Source organism: Pseudomonas grimontii, assembly GCF_007858185.1.
Lineage (GTDB): Bacteria > Pseudomonadota > Gammaproteobacteria > Pseudomonadales > Pseudomonadaceae > Aquipseudomonas > Aquipseudomonas grimontii.
In genome coordinates this window covers 71,095-88,135 of record NZ_VFES01000012.1, presented here as the reverse complement: position 1 = coordinate 88,135, position 17,041 = coordinate 71,095, and the positions used below count along the sequence as shown (strand labels likewise).

The following is a 17,041-nucleotide window of genomic DNA, read 5'->3' as shown; positions in this document are numbered from 1 at the left end:
CCGATGGCGGTGTGTCAGCTCATCCAATAATCAACTGACCCCCTGCAAGCTATCCAATCAACGCCCTTCCAACAATGCCCCAGCCTGATCCAACAATGCCAGCGGATCCGCAGCCTTATGAATATCCACCGACAACAACTGCCTGAATCTGCGCGCCCCAGGGAAACCGGTGCCCAACCCCAGCACATGCCGCGTAATGTGATGCATCGTCCCGCCAGTCGCCAAATGCTCAGCAATATAAGGCCGCAACTGCGCCAACGCCTCAGCCCGGCTGATCACCGGCGATTCACTGCCAAACAACTGCTGATCCACCTCCGCCAGCAGATACGGATTGTGATAAGCCTCCCGGCCCAGCATCACCCCATCAAACGTCTGCAAATGCTCATGGCACTGCTCCAGCGTCTTGATGCCGCCGTTGAGAATAATCTCCAACTCCGGGAAATCCTGCTTCAACTGCGCCGCCACGTCATAACGCAACGGCGGAATGTCGCGGTTCTCCTTCGGCGACAACCCCTCCAGAATCGCAATCCGCGCATGCACGGTAAAACTGGTGCAGCCGGCGTCCTTCACCGTTCCGACGAAATCACACAGCTCGGCGTAACTGTCCCGGCCGTTGATCCCGATACGGTGCTTTACCGTCACCGGAATCGACACCGCATCACGCATCGCCTTCACGCAATCGGCCACCAGGGCCGGGTGAGCCATCAGGATCGCGCCGATCATGTTGTTTTGGACGCGGTCGCTTGGGCAGCCGACGTTCAGGTTTACTTCGTCGTAACCGGCGGCTTCGGCCATGCGGGCACAGGCGGCGAGGTCAGCGGGGACACTGCCGCCGAGCTGGAGCGCCAGAGGGTGCTCGGCTTCGTTATGACGCAGGAAACGGTCGTGGTCGCCATGGAGAATCGCGCCAGTGGTGACCATCTCGGTGTAGAGCAGGGCGTGCTTGGAGAGCAGGCGCAGGAAGAACCGGCAGTGGCGGTCGGTCCAGTCCATCATCGGCGCCACACTAAACCGGCGTGACGGCTCTGAGCGTGAAAGGCTAGCGTTTGCTGGGGATGCGGCTTTTTCGAAATTCATTAATACTGATCTTTTATACAGCGGTTTTTACCCATTTTCCCTTGTTTTCTAAAGTCGGTTGCTACATTGTAGCGATCGAATTCGGCAATGTAGCAACTGGAAATGGGCACGATCACAGCACGTAAGCGCAAGGACAACTCGACAGCCTACACGGCGCAGATACGGATCAATCGGGATGGCAAGACAGTTTATCAGGAAAGCCAAACCTTCGACCGTAAGCAGGTCGCCCAGGCCTGGATCAAGCGACGCGAGACCGAGCTGGCTCAGCCAGGTGCTATTGAGCGGGCGAATCGGAAAGGGGTGACGATCAAGAAGATGATCGAGCAGTACCTGGATGAGTACGAGAGGATCCGGCCGCTGGGGAAGACCAAGAGCGCGACGTTGAGCGCGATCAAGGAGACCTGGCTGGGTGAGTTGGATGATGCAGCGCTGAACAGCCAGAAGCTGGTGGAGTACGCGCAGTGGCGGATGAGCGAAGAAGGCGGCGGTGTGCAGGCGCAGACGGTTGGTAATGATCTGTCGCACCTGGGCGCTGTGTTGTCTGTGGCACGGCCGGCATGGGGCTATGAAGTCGATCCTCATGCAATGCCTGATGCTCGCAAGGTCTTACGCAAGCTTGGCATGGTGAGCAAGAGCAAAGAGCGTAATCGCCGGCCCACGCTCGATGAGCTGGACAAGCTCATGGGGCATTTTTTTGAAATGCAGAAGCGCCGGCCGGACTCTATTCACATGCCGAAGATGATTGCCTTTGCGCTTTTCTCGACGCGTCGGCAGGAAGAGATCACTCGGATACGGTGGGAAGATCTCGATTGTGCTCGGCAGTCGGTATTGGTGCGGGATATGAAAAATCCAGGACAGAAGATCGGTAACGATGTGTGGTGTCATTTGCCGGATGAGGCTTGGGCGATTCTGCACACAATGCCGAAAGTTGAACGAGAGATTTTTCCGTACAATGCCAAATCGGTGTCCGCATCTTTTACACGAGCGTGTCCGATATTGGGAATCGAAGACCTGCATTTTCATGACCTGCGTCATGAGGGAGTCAGTCGTCTGTTTGAGATGGACTGGGATATACCAAGAGTTTCCAATGTGTCAGGTCATCGGGACTGGAACTCATTGCGCAGGTACACGCATTTGCGTGGTAGGGGCGATCCATACTTGGAGTGGGGGATGTTTAGGCGTATTTTGAGCTCGTAGATGTTGCCGCCCTCTCAATAAGCCGTTAATCATGACTTGGAAAGGATTGATCATGAAGAAGCAGGCAGGTAAGAGCAAAAAAAAGAAAAAGAAATTAATTTCTCCGGCTATTGCTATCCCCTTTGTGGAATCTGAGCTTATAGAAAATGCATCGTATAAATGTGTGCGTTTTAAGGATGAGCGAGTATGTCTTGATGAGGTTTTTAAAAAGCTGGATCCGGAGCTTGGTTTAAAGTTGATCTATTCGGAAGCACCTTCTACGGAAATTGGTAGCATTGATTTTTCTAATCTTACGTTGACGGTGTTTACCTTAGGGAAAAGCATAGGCGTTCAAAGGTTTGCGCTGGCCTGCTTGATAGGTCATGTTGTGATGGGGCATGGTTCCTATATGAAATCTGCGGTTTGTCATGAGCAGCACACTGATGTTATTTTAAAGCCCCGTGTGTCTGTGGGTGGGTCTGCTGATATTGAATGGCAGGCAAGATTTTTTGCATGTTGTTTGTTAATGCCTCGTCAAATGTTCAATGGGTATTTTATTCATCTTCAAGAAGAGTTGAATTTTAAAAATCGAGGGCATGGACCTATCTATCTCGATAATCAACCTTGTAACCAATTGCTTTATTCAGAAATAGTAAATGAAATGCGAATTTTCTTCGGTGCTCCGAAGTTTCTTGTTGAGTCTCGCATCAGATCGTTAAATTTGCTGGTTGATGCACGTAGGCCGGTTCGTGTTACAGAGGCAGCAATTAATCAGCTATTTTTTTAGCTTTTTGTGGGTGGGGCTATGCGTAGGTTTTCTGGTACTGTAGAGGATAAGTTTTATATTCCCTTGTGTGAGGGGAAGGCTAGAGCTCTATCTCTCACTTTGTTCCCGTCAGAGTTGTTTGATGAAATGACTGTTGCGGAAATTGCAGGAGCTCTTTTAATTCAGCATGTTGCATCGGTTGAGCGTGGTGTTAATGTTGTTATCGCAGCTGAGCGGATTTTATTTGATTTGATTGCTTGGGGTGAGACGAAGGGGGATGGAGGTGCAAGTCTTGCTTCTGAAGCTAAAAGGATTTTTGAAGGTGGTAAGTTTAACTCAGGACTTGATCGTCTTCGTAAAGTTGGGCTGGAATTGCTCTCACCAGAAGATGTGAAGGCCGAGGATTATCTCCTTGCAAATGGTACGTGGGATTATGAGTTTCGGTTAAGGCATTTTAAAAAGGTGGCTGCATTTAAGGTAGAGGTCGAAACACCGAGTGGAGGGCTTTTATGCCTAAGTTCGCCGCAGAATCTCATAGTTAAGTCTTTCTTGGCGGAAAAAGACGAGTCCATTCATATTCAAGGTTATGCAGGTACGGGGAAAACGCATCTAATCTCCTCGCTGATCGAATTTATGAATCCTGGCACAACATTGGTGCTTGCTAAAACCCAAGTTCAACTTTATGAGCTCACGGGGCGCATCAAGAGTCACGGTGTCGTAGCAAGAACATTCAAGATGCTTGCTTCTGAATTATTACGACCTATTTACCCCCATCTTTCCATAGCTGCCGACGAGTATCTCCAACTCAGTGATGCTGAGGTCGCTCGGGTTCTGAGCCTTGGACCTGTTGGCGGCATTAGCCCTGCAAGGGTTGCCGCTATATGCCGAAGGGCTGTAATGCGTTATTGTGAAAGCTTGGATATTTCGTTAAATAAACGAAATTTACCCTATATTAAAGAGCGGCTAAGTAGTATTGATTCGGATGTTTTGGTGCAATACTCAATTAGAGTCTGGGAGGCTACAATTTCTCCTGCAACCTATGAGGTTAGATTCCCAGTTCTCGGCTACCATTTGTTGAAGTGCCTGTCGCTTTCAAATGAAGTTGTGCCGGATATTTATACTCACGTAATTGTCGACGAGAGTCACGATCTTTCGCGGCCGATACTTCAGATTCTTGATCGCAGTCCGCAAGCAGTAATAACTTTGGGTGACGAGTATCAATGTATTACTGGCCCTGTGTTTCAACGCGCTAAAAAAATTCGTCAACGGGATGTCACTCGCTCCGTCAGAGCAGGCAAGGATATGGAAGGCGTCTTGAATCCGCTGATTGATGCTCACCCAACTAAAATAAAATTGCCGTATGAGGGCGGGGGTAATGATCCGACAAATGTTATTTTCTATGACCTGAATAAGGTGCCCGACACGCCTTCTACTATTCTCGTTGAGTCTGAGTGGGGTATGTTTGAATGGTTTCAGCGGCTGTCACATGCAGGTGTAAGATTTGCTATTTTGCACGGTTCGAGGAATTCGTTTGAAATGTTTATGGTTGATTGCATAAACTTGTTTTATGCTGGCACCCCACCTAAACATAGAAAATTGTTTTTTTACCCGACTTGGGATGCTCTGGCTCAAGGGCAGTCCGAGAATAAAGTTTTTGATAAGATTCAGGCGATGATGGAGAGAGGCTATAATTTGGAGAGGCTTAAAGTCTCTCTTCTCTCACTTGATAGTGTGTCATCTGGTGGGTATCAGTTAGGTATGGTTGAGAATGCGAGAAATGCTGAGTACGATTCAGTAATGTTGGCGCCGGATATGTTTGGTGACATCAGGCAAGGTGACGTGCTTGGGTTTGATAGAAAGGTTTGCTCACTTTACACTGGTGGATCTCGGGCTAAGTTTGAGCTTTTGGTGCCTGGCTATATTGGTGATTGGGTTTCTAGTCAAAGATATAGCGCATTGAAAAAATGATTCTTGTTAGCCGTTTTTGCTTTATTTATATTTAGTCTTGCATGAATATGGGGCCTTCGGCCCCAGATGGTAGTTTAGTTGTTGTGCAGTTGTTTAAGCTGCTTTTCTTCCCATTAATTGATTTTGCTCGCGTGTTGCTTTTTCACGTTGTCGGTCAATGTAGTCTGACAGGTCTTTTATATGAACGCCCAGTGCTGCTTTTTGGGAGTCTGCGCCTAGTCGTACGACAGCTATGTCGATCTCGCCATCTAAACGTTTGCGTTTAAATTTCTCAACGGTCAGATGCATGTAGTCAGCGCATACTCGATCAAGAGGAATGACTGCTTGACCTTCGTACTGCGCCATAAGTAGGAAAAGAGTATTCATGCTGCCTCCTTGGTCAATTCTCTTTCACTTCGGCAATTATTTACTTTGACCAGCGCCATCATCGGCCACGGCGACACAGAGTTCCCTACCATCAACACCTGAGTCTTGTTGCTGAACTTTCGGCCGTCGTGCCCACGGTCGATCACGTAGTTGTCGGGGAAGCCCTGCGCACGGTAAAGCTCACGCGGGGTGAGCATTCGCATGCCAATGTCCACGATCACATATGGCGTGCCCTTGATCGTCACCGTCACAAGCGCCAGGCGGTCACGCGTGGTGATGGTCGCGGCCGGGTTACGCAGGTCGTAAGTGTTGTCACTGCCGTAGTAGCCCATTAGGAAGGCAGCAACACGCATAGCGCCGGCCTGGACCTCTGGTGCAAGCTTGTATTCGACCAGGGCGTGATGTTCGGCGCCGGCCGTGATCGTGGGCACCAGTTCGTCCATGGCCCGGCCGACGCAGTTCCTGCGAATTGTCGACAGATGCGCGGTGACGATCTGCTGCTGGCTGCCCGTGGTGGTAATCGCCGTAAGGGGTTTTACTGGGTGGTGCCCTGGTGTCACGTTGTACCCGCCGTTGTGCTGGGCGAAGTATGCGACGACCAGGGCGAAGTGTCCGCCCTTCACGCCACTGCAGATGGTCCGTAGAGGATCATCTCCAGGCATGTTGCGCTGGCTGCTGCCATTGGCGTGATCGGTGATGAAGGGCGCAAGTTGTGGGGTGACGAGGGCGAATCCTTGCGCACTGGTGATGGTCTTCGCCGGATCTTCTACGGACTGGCATCGCGCCAGGTCGTTGCCGGTGTGGTTGACGCTGACAATGAACGGGTTCTTGTGTTCCAGGACATAGCGCTTGGCGCCCTTGCGTAGGCGCTCCATGGTGTTGTTCACCAGTGGTCGTTTCACGCCTGCAGCACGGCCTTCTTCCTTGGTGAGGAAAATGCTCGGGCATGGAATAGACCAATCGATACAGCTGGCGGCGCTGCGATAGGCGGACTGTCCTTTGGCTGGGTTTTTGAAGTGCGTCGGTTCCGGCCAACGCAGTGGCTGGCCGTCACGGCGAGCGATCAGGAACAAGCGCTCGCGGGTAGTGGCGGCGCCAAAGTCGCAGGCTTTGAGTTTGCCGTACATCAGGTCGTAGCCCATGGACCGCAGGTTGTTTTCGAAGCGGCGCCAGGTTCGTCCTTTCCGTTTTGGATCGGGCACCAGGTACTGTTCTTGTACCGGTACTCGCTCGCCGACAGCTGCGACAGTCATGTCACGGCGTACCACTCGGCCAGTCTTGCTGCAGCGCTTCGCGATCAGCGGCCCCCACTGGAGGATCTGCACCACGTTTTCCATCGTGATCATGCGGGGGCTGACCTGGCCTCCCCATTTCTGAATGACCCATGACTGCGAACGGCTGGTGGTGCTACGCGCCTGACCGCCGGCAGCAAGGCTGTGGTGGGTGCATTCGGGGCTGGCATGCAGATGCGCAACTGGACGGCCGCGCGTCGCCAGGCGGGGGCACACGTCGTATACGTCGGTGATGTAATGCTCGGCGCTTGGGTGGTTGCGCTTGTGCATGCTGATGGCGTCGGGGTTGTGGTTGATGGCGATGTCGACCGGTATGCCGGTTCCCATCTCCTGGCCCATGGTTGCGCCGCCGCCACCAGCGAAGAGGTCGACGCGGATCTCGCCGGCGAAGTCGAGCCCGAACTGGGTTTTGACGGCTGATGTAATTGGGGTTGGATTGAAGGAAGTCATACCCGTTGCTCCCTGGCATGCAACGGATCCGCGCCGATGAACACTTCTTCCGGTGCCTCCGGCCATTCCTCGCGGATGGTGTCGAATTCGCCTTCGTTCCAGATTCGAAGGAACGTCATACCTTCTTCTGCTGAGAGAGCAAACTGGATTGCTGCTACTGATGCGTCGCTATCACTATTGAGAGCTGACTGATTGAATGCACCACAAGGCGGGCGTGTGTAGAGCGGGAGTTTGTATTTTGACACTGCGCCAGAGCGGACCACGGCGTGTCGATCTGTACCGCCTTGTAGGTACTCAAGATCCTTCAGGGCGATATGGCATATCGGCTGCGCATCAACTTGAGTCTCGGTGTGAACTCCATTGCTATCGGTAAGGCGGAAACCTGCTGCATGGATTCTCTCCGCCATCTTACGGCCCACGCCGTTGATGTTCATTAGTACTGTGAGATCGGCGATATACCCCAAGGCAGGCTGCGCGAGCGGGCGTTCCTGAGCGTTCAGCGTTGCATCAGCGAGCGCTGCCCCGCGCAGCTTTTCGTGGGGTATAAGTGCCTCGGCAGTGGCGCTGATAGGAGCAATAATGCCTGCTGCTGCGCAGCAGAGACTGTTTGTTTCTAGCGTGTCGACGCCTTCAGTAGCGCGGATCAAAGCGGGCAGGGCATTGGTGTTGTCCAAGTGGTTCTTCATGCCGCTTTCCTCCGGTGTTCGATAGCGAGTTGGTCCATCAGTCGCTGGTGGTAGGTGAGTCGGGCTTCTGCGGCAGGCCATGGGCGGATGATTTCAACCATGGGTTCGATGCCGACCAAGCAATCCCAAATAGCCGGATCGGTTGGCATGAGGTCGCGGCGCTCGGTCGCCAGCGCAATCAGGTCGGCCTGGTGCACGTGAGCGGGGAGATCTAGGTCCAGGTCGAAGCGCTCACAAACGCGCATCCAGATCACGTCCTCGAAGCCTCGGTAGTCGGGCATCCACTGCTTGAGTGGCCGGGTGATGTCGCCTAGGTACGCCTCGGCTGCGTCGTGAAGCAAGGCCGCGAGCTTGTGCTCTTCCGGCACCAGTTCGGCGACGATACAGCTGTGTTGGGCCACGCTGTAGAACTCGCGGGTGTGGCCGTTGAAGCGGCACAGGTGGGCTAGCGCGTGTGAGATGTCCCGTGGGTCGATCATGTTGGCGTCTGGCTCGTACAAATCGAAGTGCTTGCCGGTATGGGTGAGGATGCAGTTCATGCGGCCTCCTTCACGAGATCGGCCAGCAGCAGGGCGTTTTCGGTTGCTTTGTGCAATTGGCGCAACGCGTCATGCCCGATCAGCGCCTTCAGCTGCCGGTCGAGTTCCTTGCTGTAGCGGGTCAGGGCGCGTAGTTCCTTGGTGGCCTTGGCGTGCTGCTGTTGCAGTGTGCCGGCGGCTTGGGGTGTTAGGCGCAGCATGGGGACGGCGCGGCTCATGCTGCGTCCCCCTTCAGCTCGAAACGGTCCATCAGCGCAGCCATATCCAGTGCCTTATCACGTAGGGCAAGTGCCTGCGTTGCTTGGCTTTCGGATCTAACAGCGCGGAAGGTGTCGGCGGCGAGCTTCAGCTTCTCGGCAATGGCGAGGAGTGTGTAACGGTCTTGCGGCTCTCGGCTCAACAAGAGTTCTGTGCGCATGCATTGATCTGACATGTTTTTGAGCGAGGTCGCGTACGCCGCTGATGCTCCGTCCTGCCCCATGGCGTATCCATCAGAGTGGCCTTCCTCGTAGCCTTCATTTTTGCCGTCTGTGAGGCCGCCCCGGTACCCGACCCAGTAGAGGATCGCGGCGGCGAAGATGATGCTGATCAATGCGAAGATTTGAATTGCAGTCATGTGGTGTGCTCCTGGTGGTGTGTTGGCTGGTGGTGGCAGCCAATTGGTGTGTTATTCGTCGTCTGGATCTGGTGGATCTGCCAAGCCACACATCAGCTTGGCCTGGTGGGACATGTAGCCCTCCTCTCGAAGGGCGTCGTAGCGCTGATAATCGGCGGCAAAGTAGCTGCACTCATCACACAGTCGGCTGGCCTTTTCTTCGGCAGACAACGGTGTATCGCAGTGTCGGCATTGATCGAGCAGTGACATGTCACACCTCGTCGCCGGCGGCTTCTGGTCGCGGCATATCTTCATCCGCCCTATAGGCGCGAATGTCGATTAGCGAGGCCACATGCTTGATGTGGGCGTACTTCGGCGCCTTGCGGCTGTTGACCAGCGTCGTCACGGGCAGTTGAATTCGGCCTGTGGCAATTGCTGCGGCAAAAGATTCTTCGTTGAGGTTCCGGAAGTACCGTTCGCGCAACTTATCCACTGGGATCAGAACGTCACCGAAGGTCCGGTACAGCAGTTCGACTGTCGCCGGATCTGGTGCGGGCAGCAGCCGCAGTTGCTGCTGGTCAGCGTGTGCAGTCATTGGGTTTCTTCCGTTGAGGATGATTCCAGGCATTCAGGCAATGGCGTTTAGTCAGCTCCCGCAGATGCTCCGGCACTTCGAGGAGCGCGGCGTTGCGCTCCTCGCGTGTGCGCATGGCGACGATCTGGCGGGCGTACTCCCTAGGCCACGTCACGGTTGTCTGCCGGGATGGCTGGCAGTTCGAGCCCTAGTTGCTCGGCCAGCCATGGCATGCCGGCTTGCCTGACCTTGGTCGACTGGCTGTATTGCATGCCCGCGGTCTCGTGGTACCAGTTGCCGTTCTTGATCCGCAGGTACTCGCGATCACGAATGGGGAAGGCTGGAAGGCGGCGGTCATTCAGCAGGCCTTTCTCGCGCATCAGAGCGATCAATTTGGGGCGTGTAAGTCCGAAGTACTTGGCGGCTTGTTCGAGGTTGCGTTCCATGTCGTCCTCCTAGGCGGCCATTGCCAAGCGGTGGCCAGCGACGAAGCGCTCAAGATGCTCTACCAGGACGGCATAGGCTTCGTGTGGGGCGCGTGGCAGTAGAATCTGAGCGCTTGCGTCGTCAGTTTCGAGGGTTGCGACTATCGCGCCACGTTGCGTTGACGCGACGATGAGTCGTAGGTCTTCGATCCCGGCGATACGTGGGTAATAGCTACCTTTCCCGGTCCGCACTGCATGGCGAAGCATGATCTCTGTATCTGTTACCGGCTCATGTTCGTCCGCGCCATCCAGCGAAAGTGATTCGACCCCACCATTCGCGCTCGCTTCGATAAAACGAGCAGCTCTACGGCCGTTGTTGCGGTGCTTGCGATCCAGTGTAATGCTGTTGCGAGTGCCGCTAATGGCGACTGACAGGTGGATCGCCGAAGTGCATTGGTCGAACTCCGCAGTGGCCTGAACGTTCGTCCCTGCTGCAGTTTTGAGGTCGTGATGGAAGGTACCGGTCAAGCGGACTTGGGCCGCCAGAAGTTGTTTGGACTGATTGCTGAGTTTCAGCCGGCTCATGCCGCATGCCCTCCACCATTTGGGTCAAATGGGGCAGGCGCTGAGCGCTGTTTCAGTTTGGGTTTGAACGCGATGAAGGCGCAGCCGCAGTCTTGTGCCAGTCGGCGGATTTCGAAGATGCGGGAGGGGTTAGCAGCGGCCGGGTGGACGTGCAGGGTGGCTGTGGTGTGCATAGTGTTGCCTCGCTCTGTGGTGGAAGAGTGAGGCAAATATCACGCAGTGTGTTTCATGTGTCAACACGTATCGTGATTATTTTGTTTTACTCATGCGTGAAGCGTGATGATTTGAGGATCCCGCCTACTAGATGAACCTTGGAAACTTCGTTCTGATCAAGGTGGAGAGGGCTGTGATCACGGTTCACGCTGTCAAACCGAAAGATACCGTCACGTAGGTAGATGAACTCTTTGATCATTGATCGACCGTCGAAGGTTTGCACCATGACTTCGTCCCCCGTGACGTAGTTTTTGTTGGGCTCGATCAGTACATACTCTCCGTTTTTTATACGCGGATGCATGCTGTCGCCCATCACACGAAGTCCGTAGGCATTGGGATCGTCACTGTAAATGTGAAGGTATCCATCGCCATGACCTGTGGGGAAATCCAGAGCCTCAAAGTAGCCATCAGCCCCCAGTTTCGCGGATCCAACCACTGCTACCACTCCTTCCTTCATGGAGCCGGCATGCCTGATAGCGGTGCTCTCTGTGCCCCATAACTGAGGCGTGTTGGCAGCCGGCGTATCTTGCAATGCCATCAACTGGCTACCCTCAATGCCATCCAACAAATCTGATAGTGATACGCCCAATGCAGGAGCCAGCAATTGAAGGTCTGGAATACTCGGCATTCTGAGACCACTCTCATAGTTACCGATCCGAGATTGAGATTCCCAGCCGCAAGCCTGAGCCAGCTTCTTTTGGCTGAGCCGTTTCTGTTTTCTGAGCCGCTGAATGCGGGAGCCTAAAGTATCCATGGGGATTTTTTATCACGTATTGAAATGTTTTTTTCTCACTTATCGTGTTGAAGTAATCACGAATCGTGTTTAGAGTGTGCGAAGTCAAAAGGAGCTGAGTACATGAACCGAATCGGCTGCATCCGTAAGGAGGCGCAGATCAAGCAACGGGATCTACGTGAGGTCCTCGGGTGGACCCAGGCTCGCTTGAGCAACTACGAGTCTGGTCACCGGATGCCAGGTTTGAGCGAGTGCCGTGCAATTACTGCCGCGTTGAATCAACTAGGCGCTACCTGCACGCTTGATGACGTTTTTCCTCCCGAGTCCGATATTCCAAACGCGGCATAGAAAAAAGGCGACCCAAGGGCCGCCCAGTTCCTCCCGGCACACACCACCACAGTGCTGTCGGGTCGCGACGAAGGTAGGAGGGCACACCACATGCAAACCACCTCCCTTTATCGCGCTGCCAAGACACGGATGTCTTGGGTTGCTGCCTTTTCCACCACAGATTAGGCAGCTGTTGCGCCAGAGGTGAGCAACGGATTGTTCGCCTCGGCACGGTGCCGGTTTCGATCCCTAGATCTAGCCGGCGTTTGGGCCCTTTCAAGCCACGCGGCAAATGTATCACCACTACACGTCGCGGGGCACTGGCAACTTAGTAGGATTAATGCCATGAGCCGAGTAGCTTTAAGCTGTGTTGATCGAGCGCAAAAGGAAATACTGACGCTCGAATTAGCCTTGTACCACGCCGCACGGGACTATCCCGGCGGTGCCGCAGCAATCGCCGCCACCACCGGCCGCAATGCCACCACGTTGCAGCACAAATTGTCTCCCACCCATCCTTCTCACAGCGTCAACGTTCAAGAGTTCGGCGAGATCCTCGAGCTGACTAAAGACCGCCGCATTCTCGATGCGGTGCACGGCCTTGTCGGCGACACGATCTGGCAGGAACTGGCCGAGGCGTACACCAATGACATGCCCGAAACCCTCACCACGGGGATTGCGCAGTTTTTCCGGCAGGTCGCAGATTTGTCCGAGACCTGGGCAAAGCACATTGGCGACGGCAAGGTCGATGACGGCGAGCTGGCTGAGATCCGCCAGTTGGTTTTTCGCGGAATCCAGGGATTGTTGGGCATGTACAACCGCGCTCGGTACGTCAACCAGACGACTCGTGGGGTGGAACGTGGCTGATATTGCTGATTTTGCAAATGACCTGGTGCAAGAGCGGATTGATCAGGCCGTCGCCGCGCGTCTGGCTTTGATGTCCAACACTGCTCTGCATTCCCTGATGTTCTGTGATGGATGTGATGAGCCCATCCCGGAGGCGCGTCGCTTGGCTCAACCCGGTTGCACGCTCTGCATTGGGTGCAAGTCCGCTGATGATTTGAGGGCGTCGCGTTATGCTCGATGAAGTACTCAATCAGTTCGCGGATTACGGCCTTGAACCCGACCAACCCCTCGTGTTTGGCAAGCTCACCCGCTGCAAAACCACCCAGGACAAAGGCAAAGAAAAAAACGGATGGTACGTCGTACACGAACACCGAACCGAGAAGAACGAAACGCTGATCTTCGGCAGCTTCGGTGATTGGCGTTCCGGCGACACCCAAAAGATCAAGGTCAAGGCCGGGCGCATGAGCCCCGAAGAGCGCGAGGTCATGCGCGCTCGCCAGGAAGACGCCAAGCGTAAGGCCGCCGAGATCGCTGCCAACGCATCACGTCGAGCGGCTAGCCGTGCTGCCGGTCTGTTCAAGCGCATGCCTGAAAAGGGCAAGAGTGCGTATCTGGATCGAAAGCAGATCGTCGGCTTCAAGGTTCGCTATGCGCCCCGTACCGGCGCATTTTTAGTGCCCATGTGCAACGTGCGCGACCAGATCGTCGGCCTGCAGGTGATCTTTCCCGCGAAGCAAGAGGACACCGGACGCGACAAGGCGTACTGGCCCTACGGTATGTCGAAGGAAGGTGCCTTCCACCTGATCGGCCCACACCCTGAGCCGGGTGAGCCGGTGCTGGTGTGTGAGGGCTACGCCACGGGCGCCAGCCTGCACATGGCGACGTCGCTAACTGTCGCCATCGCTTTCGACGCGGGCAACCTGCTGCCGGTCTCGAAGGCGATGCGCGAGCGCTTTCCCGGTTGCCCGCTGATCATCTGCCGCGACGATGACTGGAAGACCAAGCGCCCCAACGGTGAACCCTGGAACCCCGGCGAAGAGAAAGCCGCCAATGCCGCGCTGATCGTCGGTGGCCAGGTGGTTGCGCCGGTGTTCTCCGGCGAACGCGAGATCAAGTGGACCGACTTCAACGACCTGCACGTCGCCGAAGGTTTGGAGGCCGTCCGCCGCCAGGTGTTGGCGGTGGTCAAGCCTCCTGCAGCTGGTGGCTGGAAAGACCAACTGGCGCGGACCGAAAACGGTTCCCTAATCGCGCACATGCAAAACGTCGAGCTGATCCTGGGCAATGACGAACGCTGGGCCGGGGTCATCGGTTACAGCGTATTCAGCTCCAAGATCGTCAAGCTGCGGTCTGCGCCCTTTGGCGGTGGTGCCGGTGACTGGGCCGACATCGATGACATGCGGGTGATGAAGTGGCTCGCGCAGCAATACAACCTGCGGGTCAAAGCCTCCCACGTGATCGAGGCGGTCAGCGTGGTTGCCCACGACCATGCTTTCCACCCGGTGCGGGAGTACCTGGAGAAGCTGCAATGGGACCGCGTGCCCCGCATTGAAACCTGGCTGACCGACGTGTTGGGCGTTCAGGCCAGCGAATACTCGGCAAAGGTCGGTAAACGCTGGCTGATCTCTGCGGTCGCACGGGTGATGCGCCCAGGCTGCAAGGCTGACTCGGTGATGATCCTTGAGGGCGGGCAGGGCGCTGGTAAGTCCACGGCCATGGGCGTCCTCGGTGGCGAGTGGTTCATGGACACGCCTTTTGCGCTCGGCGACAAGGACAGCTTCCAGGCGATTCGCGGCAAGTGGATTGTCGAGCTGGGGGAGCTGGACAGTTTCAACAAGGCAGAGAGTACCAAGGCCAAGCAATTCTTCTCCGCGTCCACCGACACCTACCGCGAGAGCTACGGCCGGAGAACGAACGACGTGCCACGCCAGTGTGTTTTCGTGGGCACCACCAACCAAGAGGAATATCTCAAGGACGCCACGGGCAACCGCCGCTACTGGCCGGTGTTCTGCAACAAGGTCGATTTGGAGCAATTGCGCGAGATCCGCGATCAGCTGTGGGCTGAGGCGTTGTTCTGCTTCGAGGCTGGCGACATCTGGTGGGTGACCAAAGACGAATCCTGGATGTTCGCCGAAGCGCAGGACGAACGCTTCGTGGTGGACGAATGGGAAGGGCCAATCCTCGCGTGGATGGAAGAGTCGCAGATCGGCGAAACCGCCACTGGTAACGAGATCCTGACGCAGGCGCTGAAGCTGGACTTCGGCCATTGGGGTAAGCCCGAGCAGATGCGAGTGGGGGCGATCATGCACCGGCTGGGTTGGCGTAAGCGGCGCATGCCGGCATTGGCAAAAAGCGGCGTGCGGCCATGGGCCTACGAAAAGCCCAAAGCTTGGGGGCGAGCGTCTGCCTTGCAGCAGTCGGTGATCGAGGAACCATGCTTTGATTAAAGAAATCGATACACGTCTAAGAACGTGGGCAGAAGAGCTGCACAGCGACTTCACCAAGGGTGGGCTTGCTGGCGGCAACATGGTCGCCATGATGATGGAGAGTAACGGGCAGTTGATTCGCGGTCGGCGTGCATTTCGTGCGCCGCTGGAGGGCTCGCTGGATATAGAGCTGATAGTGAACAAGCATCTGGACCAAGAGCTTGCGACCGTCGTTCGTGAGCATTACTGCAACCACGACACCGACATGCGCTTGAAGTATGCCCATTGCGAATGTGGGCGCGATACCTACTATCTGCGCCTGCACGCAGCCCACCTGCATATCGCATTCATGCTGATGGAGGCGGCTGCATGATCGTCGGCATCATTCCGCGTGCCCCTGTCCAACTGTCCCGCTTTGTCCGACTAGCATTTAGCTCGGTCGGACTGGCGCAGCCCGCGCCGTTGTTGGCCTGTCCTACCGTCCAACCTCTACCCGCCCCTCGCACACATGAGCATAGCGGGCACGTATTCGCGCCCATGGCGCGCACGCGTGCTTTTAGCTTTCTCTCTATACACAAGATAAAAGTAAAAAAGGTAGGACAGTAGGTCAGAGCCACGAATTCAGGCGCCTGTAGCTGTCCTACTTCGATTCAATATAGTGGGACAGTAGGACAGCGCCGGAGGCGCTTATAGCCGAACTGTAGATATTCACCGACATTCCCTAGACGTACCCAGGATATTGGCCGTGTGGCATTAAAACAGGCTTGCTGCCACCGGAATCCACCTGTAAAAAGTACACATCTTCGATAGGTGCGACCGCAGACAGCGGGACACACCACCACACTGAACCTGGCCATTGCGCCGGGTTTTTGCGTTTATGGGGTAGGGCGATGACAAACGAGCAGCAAGCGCTTATTGAGATGCCGATCTGGATGGTGATTGTACTGTCCCTGGTCGGCGGGATTTCCGGCGAGGCATGGCGGGCCGACAAGGCGGGGGTAAGCGGCTGGTCCTTGGTTCGCCGCTTGCTCCTTCGGTCCGGGGCCTGCGTGGTCTGCGGACTGTCCACCATGATGTTGTTGCACGCATCGGGTATGTCGGTCCTGGCGGCGGGGAGCATTGGCTGCCTCACCGCGATGGCCGGCGCCGATGTCGCCATTGGCCTGTACGAACGCTGGGCCGCCAAGCGGTTGGGCGTGTGCGATGTGCCGTCCTCGGGCAGCGGGCAGGTCTGATGCTCTACAGGCCACGAAATACGTGGCCTGTAGAGGCTTGCATCAAAATGGTGCGCCGAAAAGTCGCCGGGGACCCTGGCGGCATTCAAAGGACACGGGGCATGAAACCCGCGGCTTTTCGTTAGTGGCTGGGTTTGAAAGTTAGTTGACCTCAGTTGACTGGTTGACCAGTTGACCGGGCTTGGAAATAGGAGGGTTTATGGCTTTTTTGACTCGTAAGGAATATGGCACGTTGAAAGGCTGGTCCAAGCAGCACATCAGCAAACTGATACTCAATAATCGCTTGGTTTTGGATGAGGCAGGGTTGATCGATGTTGATGCTAGCGAGCAGTTCCTGGCGCTTACACGTGACCCAAGCAAAGTAGGGGTGACCGCTCGCCATGAGCAAGACAAGCAGACAGCAACCCAAACGCCTGCGTTATCTGTACGTCAGACAGCTAGTAGCGGACAGCCGATAATTCCCGATTACCAACGGTCCCGCGCACGCCGTGAACATGCTCAAGCTGAGCAAATTGAAACCCAGGTCAGAAAAGAAAACGGTTCCTTAGTTGAGGCTGAAGTGGTCGACAAAGCGGCTTTTGAGGCCGGGCGGATGCTGCGAGATCTTCTACTTGGCTTGCCGCCTCAAATCGCTTCGGAACTGGTTGCACTCACTGATCCCTGGGAAATCGAAAAACACCTGACGGCGGCGATCAGAAGAACCCTTGAAGACGCTGAGCGCATGTCAATCAGTGATCTTTCCCGAGCACTAACTAAGAGCTGACC

Annotated in this window: 22 protein-coding genes; 10 read left to right on the top strand and 12 right to left on the bottom strand. The window is 55.4% G+C overall.

The genetic code is table 11. The annotated features are described in order from the left end of the window. Positions 1–57: 57 nt before the first annotated feature. Positions 58–1,077, bottom strand: coding sequence for a tRNA dihydrouridine(20/20a) synthase DusA (dusA, locus tag FIV39_RS19170; protein ID WP_090407706.1), 1,020 nt, complete (start codon positions 1,075–1,077; stop codon positions 58–60). Positions 1,078–1,179: 102 nt separating this feature from the next. Between dusA and FIV39_RS19165 the strand changes: the two genes are divergently transcribed. Genes FIV39_RS19165 through FIV39_RS19155 form a run of 3 tightly spaced genes read left to right on the top strand, consistent with a single transcriptional unit; the run spans position 1,180 to position 4,987 of the window. Then, a complete protein-coding gene (locus tag FIV39_RS19165; protein ID WP_090407701.1) occupies positions 1,180–2,274 on the top strand; it encodes a site-specific integrase in 1,095 nt (364 codons plus the stop codon). A 52-nt stretch (positions 2,275–2,326) separates the two neighbouring features. After that, positions 2,327–3,040 carry an ImmA/IrrE family metallo-endopeptidase gene (locus FIV39_RS19160; RefSeq protein ID WP_090407699.1) on the top strand — a complete coding sequence of 238 codons (714 nt, stop codon included), beginning with the start codon at positions 2,327–2,329 and terminating at the stop codon, positions 3,038–3,040. 18 nt (positions 3,041–3,058) lie between these two features. Then, positions 3,059–4,987 (top strand): AAA family ATPase, encoded by a 1,929-nt coding sequence (locus FIV39_RS19155; RefSeq protein WP_090407696.1) that lies wholly within the window; start codon positions 3,059–3,061, stop codon positions 4,985–4,987. Positions 4,988–5,080: 93 nt separating this feature from the next. On the opposite strand, the gene FIV39_RS19150 is transcribed toward FIV39_RS19155, so the two are convergent. The 11 genes from FIV39_RS19150 to FIV39_RS19100 form a co-directional block, all read right to left on the bottom strand. Then, entirely contained in the window at positions 5,081–5,353 is a 273-nt protein-coding gene (locus FIV39_RS19150; protein ID WP_090407693.1) for a pyocin activator PrtN family protein, read from the bottom strand. Beyond that, positions 5,350–7,095, bottom strand: a complete 1,746-nt coding sequence (locus tag FIV39_RS19145) for a DNA cytosine methyltransferase (RefSeq protein ID WP_090407690.1) — start codon at positions 7,093–7,095, stop codon at positions 5,350–5,352. Before FIV39_RS19145 ends, FIV39_RS19150 begins: the two co-directional genes overlap by 4 nt. Then, positions 7,092–7,781, bottom strand: a complete 690-nt coding sequence (locus FIV39_RS33525) for a hypothetical protein (RefSeq protein ID WP_244176408.1) — start codon at positions 7,779–7,781, stop codon at positions 7,092–7,094. The genes FIV39_RS19145 and FIV39_RS33525 overlap by 4 nt, the downstream gene beginning before the upstream one ends. Then, the gene (locus FIV39_RS19135) at positions 7,778–8,320 is read right to left on the bottom strand and encodes a phosphohydrolase (RefSeq protein ID WP_090407687.1); all 543 of its coding nucleotides are present in this window, start codon (positions 8,318–8,320) and stop codon (positions 7,778–7,780) included. The genes FIV39_RS33525 and FIV39_RS19135 overlap by 4 nt, the downstream gene beginning before the upstream one ends. Next, on the bottom strand, positions 8,317–8,538 hold the full coding sequence (locus FIV39_RS19130) for a hypothetical protein (protein ID WP_090407684.1): 222 nt from the start codon (positions 8,536–8,538) through the stop codon (positions 8,317–8,319). The genes FIV39_RS19135 and FIV39_RS19130 overlap by 4 nt, the downstream gene beginning before the upstream one ends. Further along, positions 8,535–8,936, bottom strand: coding sequence for a hypothetical protein (locus FIV39_RS19125; protein WP_090407681.1), 402 nt, complete (start codon positions 8,934–8,936; stop codon positions 8,535–8,537). The genes FIV39_RS19130 and FIV39_RS19125 overlap by 4 nt, the downstream gene beginning before the upstream one ends. 51 nt (positions 8,937–8,987) lie before the next feature. Beyond that, positions 8,988–9,185, bottom strand: a complete 198-nt coding sequence (locus FIV39_RS19120) for a hypothetical protein (RefSeq protein ID WP_090407678.1) — start codon at positions 9,183–9,185, stop codon at positions 8,988–8,990. Between the two features lies 1 nt (position 9,186). Continuing rightward, complete coding sequence (locus FIV39_RS19115) at positions 9,187–9,510, bottom strand: pyocin activator PrtN family protein (protein WP_090407675.1); 324 nt, start codon at positions 9,508–9,510, stop codon at positions 9,187–9,189. 140 nt (positions 9,511–9,650) lie between these two features. Further along, positions 9,651–9,935 carry a phage antirepressor KilAC domain-containing protein gene (locus FIV39_RS19110; protein WP_090407672.1) on the bottom strand — a complete coding sequence of 95 codons (285 nt, stop codon included), beginning with the start codon at positions 9,933–9,935 and terminating at the stop codon, positions 9,651–9,653. 9 nt (positions 9,936–9,944) lie between these two features. Next, complete coding sequence (locus FIV39_RS19105; RefSeq protein WP_090407670.1) at positions 9,945–10,499, bottom strand: hypothetical protein; 555 nt, start codon at positions 10,497–10,499, stop codon at positions 9,945–9,947. A 259-nt stretch (positions 10,500–10,758) separates the two neighbouring features. Beyond that, positions 10,759–11,466 carry an XRE family transcriptional regulator gene (locus FIV39_RS19100; RefSeq protein ID WP_090407666.1) on the bottom strand — a complete coding sequence of 236 codons (708 nt, stop codon included), beginning with the start codon at positions 11,464–11,466 and terminating at the stop codon, positions 10,759–10,761. 102 nt (positions 11,467–11,568) lie between these two features. Between FIV39_RS19100 and FIV39_RS19095 the strand changes: the two genes are divergently transcribed. The 7 genes from FIV39_RS19095 (at position 11,569) to FIV39_RS19065 (ending at position 17,039) form a co-directional block, all read left to right on the top strand. After that, a complete protein-coding gene (locus tag FIV39_RS19095) occupies positions 11,569–11,793 on the top strand; it encodes a helix-turn-helix transcriptional regulator (protein WP_090407663.1) in 225 nt (74 codons plus the stop codon). A gap of 324 nt (positions 11,794–12,117) precedes the next feature. Beyond that, the gene (locus FIV39_RS19090; RefSeq protein ID WP_167361128.1) at positions 12,118–12,636 is read left to right on the top strand and encodes a phage regulatory CII family protein; all 519 of its coding nucleotides are present in this window, start codon (positions 12,118–12,120) and stop codon (positions 12,634–12,636) included. Further along, a complete protein-coding gene (locus FIV39_RS19085) occupies positions 12,629–12,856 on the top strand; it encodes a TraR/DksA family transcriptional regulator (RefSeq protein ID WP_090407658.1) in 228 nt (75 codons plus the stop codon). Before FIV39_RS19090 ends, FIV39_RS19085 begins: the two co-directional genes overlap by 8 nt. Next, complete coding sequence (locus FIV39_RS19080) at positions 12,846–15,062, top strand: VapE domain-containing protein (RefSeq protein WP_090407655.1); 2,217 nt, start codon at positions 12,846–12,848, stop codon at positions 15,060–15,062. Before FIV39_RS19085 ends, FIV39_RS19080 begins: the two co-directional genes overlap by 11 nt. Further along, positions 15,055–15,414, top strand: coding sequence for a PA0613 family protein (locus tag FIV39_RS19075; protein ID WP_090407652.1), 360 nt, complete (start codon positions 15,055–15,057; stop codon positions 15,412–15,414). The genes FIV39_RS19080 and FIV39_RS19075 overlap by 8 nt, the downstream gene beginning before the upstream one ends. Before the next feature lie 517 nt (positions 15,415–15,931). Beyond that, the gene (locus FIV39_RS19070; protein ID WP_090407650.1) at positions 15,932–16,276 is read left to right on the top strand and encodes a phage holin family protein; all 345 of its coding nucleotides are present in this window, start codon (positions 15,932–15,934) and stop codon (positions 16,274–16,276) included. A gap of 199 nt (positions 16,277–16,475) precedes the next feature. Next, on the top strand, positions 16,476–17,039 hold the full coding sequence (locus FIV39_RS19065) for a hypothetical protein (protein ID WP_090407647.1): 564 nt from the start codon (positions 16,476–16,478) through the stop codon (positions 17,037–17,039). The last annotated feature ends 2 nt before the right edge of the window (positions 17,040–17,041 follow it).

Coding starts and splice junctions, on each gene's coding strand:
- dusA (WP_090407706.1), bottom strand. CDS start 1,077: ATGAATTTCGAAAAAGCCGCATCCCCAGCAAACGCTAGCCTTTCACGC.
- FIV39_RS19165 (WP_090407701.1), top strand. CDS start 1,180: ATGGGCACGATCACAGCACGTAAGCGCAAGGACAACTCGACAGCCTAC.
- FIV39_RS19160 (WP_090407699.1), top strand. CDS start 2,327: ATGAAGAAGCAGGCAGGTAAGAGCAAAAAAAAGAAAAAGAAATTAATT.
- FIV39_RS19155 (WP_090407696.1), top strand. CDS start 3,059: ATGCGTAGGTTTTCTGGTACTGTAGAGGATAAGTTTTATATTCCCTTG.
- FIV39_RS19150 (WP_090407693.1), bottom strand. CDS start 5,353: ATGAATACTCTTTTCCTACTTATGGCGCAGTACGAAGGTCAAGCAGTC.
- FIV39_RS19145 (WP_090407690.1), bottom strand. CDS start 7,095: ATGACTTCCTTCAATCCAACCCCAATTACATCAGCCGTCAAAACCCAG.
- FIV39_RS33525 (WP_244176408.1), bottom strand. CDS start 7,781: ATGAAGAACCACTTGGACAACACCAATGCCCTGCCCGCTTTGATCCGC.
- FIV39_RS19135 (WP_090407687.1), bottom strand. CDS start 8,320: ATGAACTGCATCCTCACCCATACCGGCAAGCACTTCGATTTGTACGAG.
- FIV39_RS19130 (WP_090407684.1), bottom strand. CDS start 8,538: ATGAGCCGCGCCGTCCCCATGCTGCGCCTAACACCCCAAGCCGCCGGC.
- FIV39_RS19125 (WP_090407681.1), bottom strand. CDS start 8,936: ATGACTGCAATTCAAATCTTCGCATTGATCAGCATCATCTTCGCCGCC.
- FIV39_RS19120 (WP_090407678.1), bottom strand. CDS start 9,185: ATGTCACTGCTCGATCAATGCCGACACTGCGATACACCGTTGTCTGCC.
- FIV39_RS19115 (WP_090407675.1), bottom strand. CDS start 9,510: ATGACTGCACACGCTGACCAGCAGCAACTGCGGCTGCTGCCCGCACCA.
- FIV39_RS19110 (WP_090407672.1), bottom strand. CDS start 9,935: ATGGAACGCAACCTCGAACAAGCCGCCAAGTACTTCGGACTTACACGC.
- FIV39_RS19105 (WP_090407670.1), bottom strand. CDS start 10,499: ATGAGCCGGCTGAAACTCAGCAATCAGTCCAAACAACTTCTGGCGGCC.
- FIV39_RS19100 (WP_090407666.1), bottom strand. CDS start 11,466: ATGGATACTTTAGGCTCCCGCATTCAGCGGCTCAGAAAACAGAAACGG.
- FIV39_RS19095 (WP_090407663.1), top strand. CDS start 11,569: ATGAACCGAATCGGCTGCATCCGTAAGGAGGCGCAGATCAAGCAACGG.
- FIV39_RS19090 (WP_167361128.1), top strand. CDS start 12,118: ATGAGCCGAGTAGCTTTAAGCTGTGTTGATCGAGCGCAAAAGGAAATA.
- FIV39_RS19080 (WP_090407655.1), top strand. CDS start 12,846: ATGCTCGATGAAGTACTCAATCAGTTCGCGGATTACGGCCTTGAACCC.
- FIV39_RS19070 (WP_090407650.1), top strand. CDS start 15,932: ATGACAAACGAGCAGCAAGCGCTTATTGAGATGCCGATCTGGATGGTG.
- FIV39_RS19065 (WP_090407647.1), top strand. CDS start 16,476: ATGGCTTTTTTGACTCGTAAGGAATATGGCACGTTGAAAGGCTGGTCC.